Origin of the sequence: Planktotalea sp. (assembly GCF_965659345.1) — a bacterium.
Taxonomy (GTDB): Bacteria; Pseudomonadota; Alphaproteobacteria; order Rhodobacterales; family Rhodobacteraceae; genus Planktotalea.
Genome location: NZ_CBFHVK010000007.1, coordinates 187736 through 197881 on the forward strand (window position 1 = coordinate 187736; position 10146 = coordinate 197881).

9 protein-coding genes are annotated in these 10146 nt (G+C 53.6%); 5 read left to right on the forward strand and 4 right to left on the reverse strand.

Annotated features, from left to right (window positions below; translation table 11 throughout):
* The first annotated feature begins 7 nt into the window (after positions 1-7).
* The 5 genes from ACTG3Z_RS07695 to ACTG3Z_RS07715 all read left to right on the forward strand — a co-directional run bounded on the left by ACTG3Z_RS07695 (position 8) and on the right by ACTG3Z_RS07715 (position 4138).
* On the forward strand, positions 8-1087 hold the full coding sequence (locus tag ACTG3Z_RS07695) for a BMP family ABC transporter substrate-binding protein (RefSeq protein ID WP_439142340.1): 1080 nt from the start codon (positions 8-10) through the stop codon (positions 1085-1087).
* 191 nt (positions 1088-1278) lie between these two features.
* Positions 1279-1749: a hypothetical protein gene (locus tag ACTG3Z_RS07700; RefSeq protein ID WP_439142342.1), complete on the forward strand. Its 471-nt coding sequence runs from the start codon at positions 1279-1281 to the stop codon at positions 1747-1749.
* Positions 1750-1790: 41 nt separating this feature from the next.
* Complete coding sequence (locus ACTG3Z_RS07705; protein WP_439142343.1) at positions 1791-2723, forward strand: aldo/keto reductase; 933 nt, start codon at positions 1791-1793, stop codon at positions 2721-2723.
* Positions 2720-3367 (forward strand): DUF938 domain-containing protein, encoded by a 648-nt coding sequence (locus ACTG3Z_RS07710; protein ID WP_439142344.1) that lies wholly within the window; start codon positions 2720-2722, stop codon positions 3365-3367. Before ACTG3Z_RS07705 ends, ACTG3Z_RS07710 begins: the two co-directional genes overlap by 4 nt.
* A gap of 6 nt (positions 3368-3373) precedes the next feature.
* Positions 3374-4138 (forward strand): GH25 family lysozyme, encoded by a 765-nt coding sequence (locus tag ACTG3Z_RS07715; protein ID WP_439142345.1) that lies wholly within the window; start codon positions 3374-3376, stop codon positions 4136-4138.
* 61 nt (positions 4139-4199) lie between these two features.
* Here ACTG3Z_RS07715 and ACTG3Z_RS07720 read toward each other — a convergent pair whose 3' ends face one another.
* The 4 genes from ACTG3Z_RS07720 to ACTG3Z_RS07735 form a co-directional block, all read right to left on the reverse strand.
* Positions 4200-6701, reverse strand: a complete 2502-nt coding sequence (locus ACTG3Z_RS07720; RefSeq protein ID WP_439142347.1) for a GcvT family protein — start codon at positions 6699-6701, stop codon at positions 4200-4202.
* Between the two features lie 100 nt (positions 6702-6801).
* Positions 6802-7338, reverse strand: coding sequence for a hypothetical protein (locus ACTG3Z_RS07725; RefSeq protein ID WP_439142348.1), 537 nt, complete (start codon positions 7336-7338; stop codon positions 6802-6804).
* Between the two features lie 14 nt (positions 7339-7352).
* Complete coding sequence (gene ggt, locus ACTG3Z_RS07730) at positions 7353-9101, reverse strand: gamma-glutamyltransferase (protein ID WP_439142349.1); 1749 nt, start codon at positions 9099-9101, stop codon at positions 7353-7355.
* Between the two features lie 23 nt (positions 9102-9124).
* Entirely contained in the window at positions 9125-10111 is a 987-nt protein-coding gene (locus ACTG3Z_RS07735) for a 2-hydroxyacid dehydrogenase (protein WP_439142359.1), read from the reverse strand.
* Positions 10112-10146: the final 35 nt, after the last annotated feature.

Genomic DNA, 10146 nt, shown 5'->3' on the forward strand with positions numbered 1-10146 from the left:
GCATCACATGAAACGCAGAACACTACTGGCAAGCGCAGCTGTCGCGCTCGCGCTCACAGGCACCGCATTTGCGGACGGTCACGCTAAAACCAAGGTTGGTTTCGTCTATGTTGGCCCTGTCGGCGACGGCGGCTGGACATATGAGCACAACAAAGGTCGCCTCGCGGTGGAAGAGCACTTCGGCGATAAGGTTGAAACCGTATTTCAGGAAAGTGTCCCTGAAGGTGCCGATTCCGAGCGTGTGATGACGCAAATGGCGCTTTCAGGCGCTGATCTTATCTTCACAACATCCTTTGGCTACATGGACCCGACGATCAATGTTGCGGCGAAGTTCCCTGACGTGAAGTTCGAGCATGCAACAGGCTACAAGCAAGCGGACAACGTCTCTGTCTATTCCGCACGTTTCTATGAGGGCCGCGCTGTTCAGGGCCATATTGCAGGCAAGATGACAAAGACCAACAAAGTTGGCTACATCGCATCTTTCCCAATTCCTGAGGTTATTCGCGGCATCAACTCTGCGTATATCCACGCGAAAAAAGTGAACCCTGATGTCGAGTTTTCTATTGTTTGGGCTTACACGTGGTTCGATCCTGCGAAAGAAGCAGACGCCGCACAAGCGTTGATCGAACAAGGCGCAGACGTGATCTTACAGCACACAGACTCAACCGCGCCACAAGCTGCGGCTGAAGCAGCAGGCAATGTTGTCACATTCGGCCAAGCATCCGACATGGCAGAATTCGGCCCCTTCCCACGCGTATCTTCTATCATTGATGACTGGGCACCCTACTACATCGCCCGCACACAAGCTGTGATGGACGGCACATGGGAAAGCACATCCACATGGGATGGGATCGGCGCCGGCATGGTTGCCATCGGTGAAATTTCTGATGCGGTGCCTGCGGAGGTCAAAGCCGAAGCACTGGCAATGATCGACGCATTGGCGGACGGCAGCTATCACGCATTCACAGGCCCAATCAACAAGCAGGACGGTTCAGCCTGGCTTGCAGAAGGTGAGACCGCTGACGACGGCACGCTTGCAGGCATGTCTTTCTATGTTGAAGGTATCACAGGTGAAATTCCAAACTAAGCTTTGGATTGCTTGACCTAAATAGGGCCTCGCTTGGAACCAAGCGGGGCCTTTTCTTTTGGGTGTTTCACGCTTCGTAAAGTGCGGATCTCATTGTTCACGAATTGACCACGCAACTGAAGTGAAAGCGCTCGAACGCGTTGTAAAGTTATACTTAAATAAGCATGATCCCACCCTAAACGGAGCATATCATGTCCACTTTCTTTTCAAGCATCCCAATCTGGGTGTTTCCGCTTTTCCTACTGCTGCTCATCCTTGGACTGCGCGCAAGCAAGACGCGGCGGGTTCCCATCGCGGTTATATATGCGCTGCCGTTGCTAGGCATTTTAACCCTTAACAATATCGTCTCTTTAGAAGCGCCAAGTTGGATTTGGCTCATGGCTGCACTTGCCTATGGCATTGGCATTTTCTTTGGGATGCGCTGGCAAAAAGATTGGATCATCTCGTTTCAAGGAAGAACAGTCGAACTTCAGGGCGAGTGGATCACACTAAGCGCCATGATGCTGATCTTTATGGCCGGTTTTGTGAACGGTTTCCTAACAGATACTCTGCCAGAGCTTACCAAATCCGCCTTGTTCTTGGTGTTTTTCACTGCCTTCACCTGTGCCCCCGCAGGTCAGTTCTTGGGGCGCGCGATAACCACGCTTCGCAGTTCGCGCTAACCCCCTTTTCAAAACCCCTAAGCGCGTGCCATTTTAACACGATGACAGATATGCAAACCCTGAACGGAACCGCCGCGAGCTCTTTTGCTTTTGGTACAATGCAATTTGGCGGCACCGCCGATAGCACCGCAAGCGCAGAGATGTTTGATGCCTGCGTCAAAGCTGGAATAAACCACTTTGACACTGCCTATATTTACACCGACGGCGCATCCGAGAAAATACTGGGAAAACTCGCGCAAGACACGCGTGACGATCTGATAATTGCCACCAAAGTCGCCTACGATGGCAACGGCGACCCTGCAAAATTACAAGCAGATTTTGATGTATCGCGGGAACGTCTGGGGATGGAGTGTGTCGATATTCTATATCTTCACATGCACGTAGGCGACAATCTTGCTGCATCAATAGAATGGCTCGCCAACCAACAGCAGCAAGGCAATCTGCGCTACATCGGCCTTTCCAATTTCGCGGCATGGCAAGTCATGGACGCGATTGCACATGCCAAAGAGAACGGCACGCGCATCGACATCATGCAGCCAATGTATAATCTGGTAAAACGTCAGGCAGAGGTGGAAATCCTACCGATGTGTATGGCGCAAGGCATTACCTGCGCGCCCTACTCACCGCTCGGCGGCGGACTTTTGACAGGTAAGTATAGCGAAAATAGTGAAGGTCGGCTTAACAGTGATCCCCGATATAACGAACGCTATTCGCTTTCGTTTATGCACGAAACAGCCGCAGCTTTGGCGAAACATGCCGCAGCACGCGCGATCCATCCCGCAACCTTGGCCGCCGCTTGGGTGGCGCATCATCCGGCAGCACCCGTGCCACTCTTGTCTGCGCGTTCGGTTGCGCAGTTAAAGCCATCGCTAGATGCGCTCGGCTACCGAATGGACGATGCTGAGTACAAAGAGATCAGCGCGCTCAGCCCTACACCACCGCCGGCCACAGATCGTTGGGAAGAACGCGCATGACGCTACCCGCAACTGCAAGCATCACGGAACGAATGGACGATGGTCGTCTCGTCGCACCGTCTGCCGAAAAGAATGTGAATGCGCTTTGCCAAGTCTTGCGCGACTTTGCCCCGAAGGAAGGGCGCGCAATTGAACTGGCAAGCGGAACAGGCCAGCATTGCGTGGCTTTTGCCAAGGTTTGTCCAAACCTCATTTGGGTGCCCACCGATATTGATGACGCGCGTCTGGCCTCGATCGCGATCTATGTGAGTGAGGCGCAGCTCGATAACCTGACATTGCCCGTCAAGCTGGACGCCAGCGCAGCCGGTTGGAGCGCAAGCACAGGACCCCTCAATCTAATTGTTCTGGTGAACTTACTTCATCTGATCACTGCTGACGCTGCGCGCACGCTTATCCAAGAAGTTGCGCAAGCGCTCGCGCCCGGTGGCATGTTCTTGCTCTATGGGCCGTTCAAATGCGATGGCGCATTGACCTCCGTTGGAGATGCGCGTTTTCATGAAAGCCTGCTCACTGCAGATCCAAAAATTGGCTATAAAGACGACACTGATATTCTGACTTGGGTCAATCAAAATGGTTTGGCCGTCAATGAAATTCTTGAAATGCCCGCAAATAATTTGAGCTTTTTAATTCGTAAACCGGAGTAACCCACAATGACATTGACCCGACGCGCAACCCTTGCGGGGCTTGTAAGCGTGCCTTTGCTTGCCGCCCCTTCGCTTTTGCTTGCCCGCTCCACGTTTCGTGACAATGATCCGGTTAATTTCGGCCCACGCGGCCCGTCGTCATTTCCGGTGCACGGCATTGATGCTGCGCGCTTTCAAGGACAAATGAATTGGCGTCAAATTCGTCGACAGGGCATTCGGTTCGCGTGGCTTAAAGCGACCGAGGGGGGAGATTTACTCGATCCTGAATTCAAAGCCAACTGGCGCGCCGCCAAACGCGCGCGCGTGCCCGTTGGAGCCTATCATTTCTATTATTTCTGCACGGATCCCGACACACAGGCCAAATGGTTTATCAAGAACGTGCCGCGCCTGCGTGGTGGCATGCCACCTGTGCTTGATCTGGAATGGAACCCGTTTTCTCCGACCTGCACTTTGCGACCACCTGCCGCAGAAGTCCGCCGTGTCGCCAATCGCTTTATCAAAATCGTTGAACGTCACTATCAAACCCGCGTCGTCGTTTACACCGCTCCTGATTTCTGGGAACGCAACGATGTCGCGCGACTGAAACGTGATTTTTGGCTGCGCTCTACCGCAAATCACGTCGAACAACGCTATCGCGTCAGAGGTTGGCGTTTCTGGCAATACACAGCCACAGGTGTGTTGGACGGCGTCGAAAAAGAGATAGATCTGAACTGTTTTAACGGCACGGAAGCCCAATGGAAACAATGGCGCGATGCACGCGCTGTTCGCTGACCAGACAACCTAAAGGGCGACTATCGCCGCCCTTGTACCCGTTAAATGCCATTGAAATTGCTTAGCCGTCTACGCGGATTGTTGTGTTTTTAGGATCATAAGGGCTGTCCTCGACCACCTCAGCATCCCAAAGTTCGTTGAGCATCTTCACCTTTAGCTTTTGTCCAACAACCGCCAACTCGGGCGATACATATCCCATTCCAATCGACTTCCCAAAGTGCACAGAATATCCGCCAGAGGTAAGACGCCCCACTTTGGTCTCACCATCATAAAGCGCTTCGCGGCCCCAAGGATCTGCATCGCTCGGTCCATCAATCAACAGCGTCACACACTTTGAACGTATGCCAATCGCCTCCATCTCCGCCTTACCATTGAAGCCTTTCGTGAGATCAATGAAACGCGGCAAATCTGCCTCCGCAGGTGTCGCATCACGGCCCAGCTCATTGCCAAACGCGCGGTAGGACTTTTCCTGACGCAACCAGTTTTGCGCACGCGCACCGACCAGCTTCATACCGTGCCGCTCTCCCGCTTTTTCAAGCAGATCAAAGAGGTAGTTCTGCATTTCCATCGGGTGATGCAGCTCCCAGCCTAGCTCTCCTGTATAGGCAACTCGGATCGCATTCACAGGGCACATGCCCAACTCGATCTGACGCGCAGATAGCCACGGGAACCGCTTGTTGCTCAAAGCTGTCGCAGAATCCGCGTCCTTGATCACAGCATTCAAAACATCACGTGACTTAGGACCTGCGATTGCAAACACACCCCATTGCGTTGTGACATCTTGAATTTCAATGTAGCCAAACTCAGGCGCTTTGTCCTGCGCACATTTGCGCAGGTAATCGGCATCATAGGCTGTCCAAGCCCCTGCGCTTACAAGATAATAATCGCTCTCACCATTGCGAACGATTGTATATTCCGTACGCGTTGTCCCCGCTGGAGTGAGCGCATAGGTCAGATTGATCCGCCCAATCTTTGGCAATTTGTTACACGTAAACCAATCAAGGAATGCCGTCGCACCAGGCCCTTTGACCACGTGTTTGGTAAAGGCCGTCGCATCAATAAGGCCAACGCCTTCGCGAATTGCCTTCGCTTCCTCAACCGCATGCTGCCACCAATCACCTCGGCGGAAAGAACGGCTTTCTTCATCGAAGTTATCCGGGGCATCCAAAGGCCCGTAATAGTTCGGACGCTCCCAACCATTCACAAAGCCAAACTGCGCACCACGTGCTTTCTGACGGTCATAAGCAGGGGCCGTACGCAACGGACGACACGCAGGACGCTCTTCATCGGGATGGTGCAAAACATAGACGTGATCGTAGCACTCTTCGTTCTTGCGTGCGGCAAACTCGGTCGTCATCCAATCGCCATAGCGCTTGGGATCAAGGCTCGCCATGTCGATCTCGGCCTCTCCCTCAACCATCATTTGTGCGAGATAATAGCCCGTGCCGCCCGCCGCAGTGATGCCAAAGGAAAAGCCCTCAGCAAGCCACATATTGCGAAGACCCGGCGCAGGGCCAACAAGTGGGTTACCATCTGGTGTATAACAGATCGGACCGTTGAAATCGTCCTTAAGACCGCTTTCTTCGCAAGACGGCATCCGGTGGATCATCGCCATATACTGATCTTCGATCCGCTCAAGATCGAGGGGGAACAAGTCAGCGCGGAAGCTATCCGGCACACCATGTTCAAACACCGCAGGCGCGTTCTTCTCGTAGACGCCAAGAATCCAACCACCGCGTTCCTCTCGCACATAGCTTTGCGCATCCGCGTCGCGGATCACTGGATGCTCTGGATTGCCATCCTTGCGCCATTGCTGAAGTGCGGGGTCAACGTCAGTGACAATGAACTGATGCTCAACAGGGATCGCAGGAATCTTGATGCCTAGCATCTTGGCAGTACGCTGCGCATGGTTTCCAGATGCCGTCACAACATGTTCTGCGGTGATGACCACCTGCTCATCAGACGCGATCAGATTACCGCCCTTTTCGATCATCTTGGAGCAGGTCACATTCCAATGTGTGCCGGTCCATTCAAAGCTATCCGCTTGCAAACGGCGGACAATCTCAACACCTCGTTGACGCGCGCCCTTGGCCATCGCCATGGTCACGTCCGCAGGGTTAATGTAGCCATCCGTCGCATGGTACAAGGCGCCCTCAAGCGTCTCGGTGTTGATCAACGGCCAGCGCGCTTTGATCTCATCGGGCGTCAAGAATTCGTAAGGCACACCACAGGTTTCCGCCGTAGAGGCATAAACCATGTATTCGTCCATACGCTCTTTGGTTTGTGCCATGCGCAAGTTGCCAACAACTGCGAAGCCTGCGTTCAGCCCTGTTTCCGCCTCTAGCTCTTTGTAAAAATCGACAGAATACTGATGAATGTGGGTTGTCGCAAAACTCATATTGAACAAAGGCAGCAAACCCGCGGCATGCCAGGTCGATCCTGACGTCAGCTCGTCACGTTCAAGAAGCATGACATCATCCCAACCCGCTTTAGCAAGATGATACGCGATGGAGGTTCCGACAGCACCGCCGCCGACAACAAGAGCTTTGACCTGAGTTTTCATGATCTGCGATTCCCTGAGATGCACTTTCATCCCTTGTCGCAAATGTCGCAGACGCGCGCAGGGTCAGGCCGACGCAAAACCGCTGGAAACCGACCTTAACTTACAGCTTTGCCTGTCCCGCCTCTGTGGCAGAGAAACGCTGTACATCCATATCATCCGGATTTTCTTGCTCTGGCGCATCCATCGTTTGTGAAAGCTTGTCCAACTGCGCTTTCGCATCACGCAGTTTCTGCGCGATATTAGAGGTGCGCATCGCTTCATTCGTGATGCAATGTGTATTGAGCGGCTCAACCGCGATCAAAGCGCCGCGCGCTCCTGCGCTTGAGATGACGCCACGTTTAATCAACATCGCATTCAACTCTCGCGCGATCGCCCCATCGACGCGCAACAAACGCTGCAGCATCTCTGGCGAACAGCGATTGTGGGCACGCGCCAACAATTTCGCTGTCGCATAATGTGAAACCGCTGTCTGAGACACCGCACTTGGTGCAACCGAGGCAACGACAGGCAAGGCATGTGCGGCAAACAATGCAGCAAGCGAAGCGGTAAAAGAACGTCTATTCATATTACAGATATGGTGTTGCGAATGGCTCGCAACAAGGTGCACCGCCAATTTAGCAGCAACCCCATCCTTCATTTTTCAAAATAAACTCATTCCCCCAGCGCAACCCCTTCGCGCCGTGGATCAGCACCCCCAAGCAGGCTTTTGCCGATTGAAATGGCATGAATTCCTGAATTTAAATCCCGAATGTTCACCTTATAGCCAAGCGCTTCAAGCTCTGGTGCCAATGTTTCCATCCCACTACCCGCTTCCAGATCATAGGTACCAAAACGGTTCACCGCGTGCCCGTAAGACACCGCCTGTTGCACGTCCATTCCCCAATCCAGATGCGCCACGATCGTTTTTGCAACGTAGCCGATAATTCTGCTTCCTCCTGGACTGCCAACAATCAAAACAGGTTTACCATCTTTGAGCACAATCGTAGGTGCCATGGACGAACGCGGACGTTTTCCCGGTGCAACAGCATTTGCAATCGCAACACCATCCTTGTGAGAGCGAAATGAAAAATCTGTCAGTTCATTGTTCAGCAGAAACCCCCGCACCAGCAGTCTTGAGCCAAACGCATTTTCAATCGTTGTCGTCATGGAAAGCGCGTTACCATAGCTATCAACAATGGAAATATGTGAGGTCGACGGCAGCTCGATGCTCTCATCATCGGCCCAAAGCAGAGTATGATCAAACGCTGGCATCCCGGCGTTTACTGAGCCAAGCGCAGGCCCGCCATCCAGTGCTTCAGCCCTCAAGGCCAGATACTCAGGATCAACCAACCCTTTTACCGGCACAGGCACAAAATCACTGTCGGCCATGTAACGCCCACGATCCGCAAACGCGAGGCGGGATGCATCCCCGATCAAACGCCAGCTCTGTGGATTTTCCGCCCCCAAAGCTGCAAGATCATAAGAGTCTAGCATTCCAAGGATTTGCCCAACCGTCAAAGCACCAGATGAGGGTGGCCCCATCCCACAAACCTCATGCTCGCGATAACTCGCACAGACGGGTGCACGCTCTTTGACTTCATACCCTGTCATGTCAGCCATGCTTAAAACGCCGGGATTCCCGGTGGTGTTTCGAACCGTCCGCACAATATCTCGCGCGATGTCACCACTATAAAAATTCGTCGTCCGGTTTTGCGCAAGGTCGCGTAACGTTTCTGCATAATCGGGGTTGCGCAGCACTTTGCCCTCTTTCAAAGGCGCGCCCAAAGGATAGAAATACGCAGCCGCAGCACCAAACCTTACAAGACGATCAGCGTCGCGCGCGATCATTCCAGCCAACCGCTGGGATACTTTGAAACCGCCAGCCGCAAGCGCAATGCCGTCCTCAAACAGCGTATCCCATTTCTGGTTGCCCCATTTCTGATGCGCGTGCTCCATCAGCGCTGGCGTTCCTGGCACCCCAACAGAACGTCCACCGACCACAGCATCCCAAAACTTCAAAGGGTCACCATTCTCATCCTGAAACAGACGCGGCGTCGCTTCGGCAGGTGCGGTTTCGCGACCATCAAGTGTGGTGAGCGCACCGCTCTCGGCATCGTACCAAACCAGAAATGCGCCACCACCAAGACCAGAACTTTGCGGCTCAACCAAACCAAGCACCGCTTGCACTGCCACCATCGCATCCGCGGCTGTCCCACCACGCGCAAGGACTTTTGCACCGGCTTGCGACGCTAAGGGGTTGGCGGCAACAATCATCCAATCCTGCGCTTCAACCGGCGCACCAGAAGCTTTGGAATTTAGTGAAATCGTCGTCTCAGGTTGCACTGCATCCGCAGCTTCCTGAGCGAGCAAAGCAAAGGGCGCAAGCAGCGCCAATCCTGTTGAAATCAACTTCTGGCGCATAGTCTTGTCCCCCTATATCTGCTTTATAACATGCCCGGTACAACCTGATCCGGCGGGCGATGCCCATCCGCAAAGGTCTTGATATTAATGATAACTTTCTCACCCATTTCCAGGCGACCCTCTTGTGTAGCCGATCCCATGTGCGGCAACAGCACAACATTTGGCAGACCTTGCAAATCTGGATTCACTTCGGTTCCGTGCTCGTACACATCCAGCCCAGCCCCCGAAATATCTCCGGCTTTCAGCATTCGCGTCATCGCGTTTTCATCAATTACTTCACCTCGCGAAGTGTTAACCAACACCGCACTCGGTTTCATCAATTTCAGGCGGCGCGCATTCAAAAGGTGGAAGGTCGAAGGCGTGTGCGGGCAATTCACCGAAATCACATCCATCCGCGCGACCATCTGATCAAGGCTTTCCCAATAGGTCGCCTCAAGCGCGTCCTCGACTTCAGGCCGCAAACGACGCCTATTGTGGTAATGGATTTGCATCCCGAATGCCCGCGCGCGCTGCGCCACGGCTTGTCCAATGCGCCCCATTCCTAGAATTCCCAGACGACGCCCGCTGACGCGTCCACCCAGTAAAGCCGTCGGGGCCCATCCGCCCCATTCACCAGATTGCATAACGCTTAGCCCCTCAGGGATGCGCCGCGTCACTGCCAATAACAGTGCCATTGTCATATCGGCAGTGTCATCCGTTAGCACGCCAGGCGTGTTCGACACCAAAATACCCCTTTGGCGCGCCGTGGCGACGTCAATGTGATCGACGCCAACACCATAGTTTGCGATCAACTTCAAACGCGGGCCTGCCCCGGCAAGCAAGGCTGCATCAATTTCATCAGTGACCGTAGGCACCAAAATATCAGCTGTTTTGACTGCTTCAGTCAACTCAGCCCGCGACATCGGGGCGTCATCATCGCGCAAGCGTACATCGAACAGCTCTTTGATCCGTGTCTCCACCGCCTCCGGCAGGCGTCGCGTCACGACAACACTTAAGCGTTCTGATGGCATCTTGCTCTCCTTGCGGCTTTTCAAACAGGCTATTG

Bases quoted from the DNA above. Each gene is read 5' to 3' on its own strand.
- ACTG3Z_RS07715 (WP_439142345.1), top strand. From the start codon at position 3,374: ATGACATTGACCCGACGCGCAACCCTTGCGGGGCTTGTAAGCGTGCCT.
- ACTG3Z_RS07700 (WP_439142342.1), top strand. From the start codon at position 1,279: ATGTCCACTTTCTTTTCAAGCATCCCAATCTGGGTGTTTCCGCTTTTC.
- ACTG3Z_RS07735 (WP_439142359.1), bottom strand. From the start codon at position 10,111: ATGCCATCAGAACGCTTAAGTGTTGTCGTGACGCGACGCCTGCCGGAG.
- ACTG3Z_RS07725 (WP_439142348.1), bottom strand. From the start codon at position 7,338: ATGAAGGATGGGGTTGCTGCTAAATTGGCGGTGCACCTTGTTGCGAGC.
- ACTG3Z_RS07705 (WP_439142343.1), top strand. From the start codon at position 1,791: ATGACAGATATGCAAACCCTGAACGGAACCGCCGCGAGCTCTTTTGCT.
- ggt (WP_439142349.1), bottom strand. From the start codon at position 9,101: ATGCGCCAGAAGTTGATTTCAACAGGATTGGCGCTGCTTGCGCCCTTT.
- ACTG3Z_RS07720 (WP_439142347.1), bottom strand. From the start codon at position 6,701: ATGAAAACTCAGGTCAAAGCTCTTGTTGTCGGCGGCGGTGCTGTCGGA.
- ACTG3Z_RS07695 (WP_439142340.1), top strand. From the start codon at position 8: ATGAAACGCAGAACACTACTGGCAAGCGCAGCTGTCGCGCTCGCGCTC.
- ACTG3Z_RS07710 (WP_439142344.1), top strand. From the start codon at position 2,720: ATGACGCTACCCGCAACTGCAAGCATCACGGAACGAATGGACGATGGT.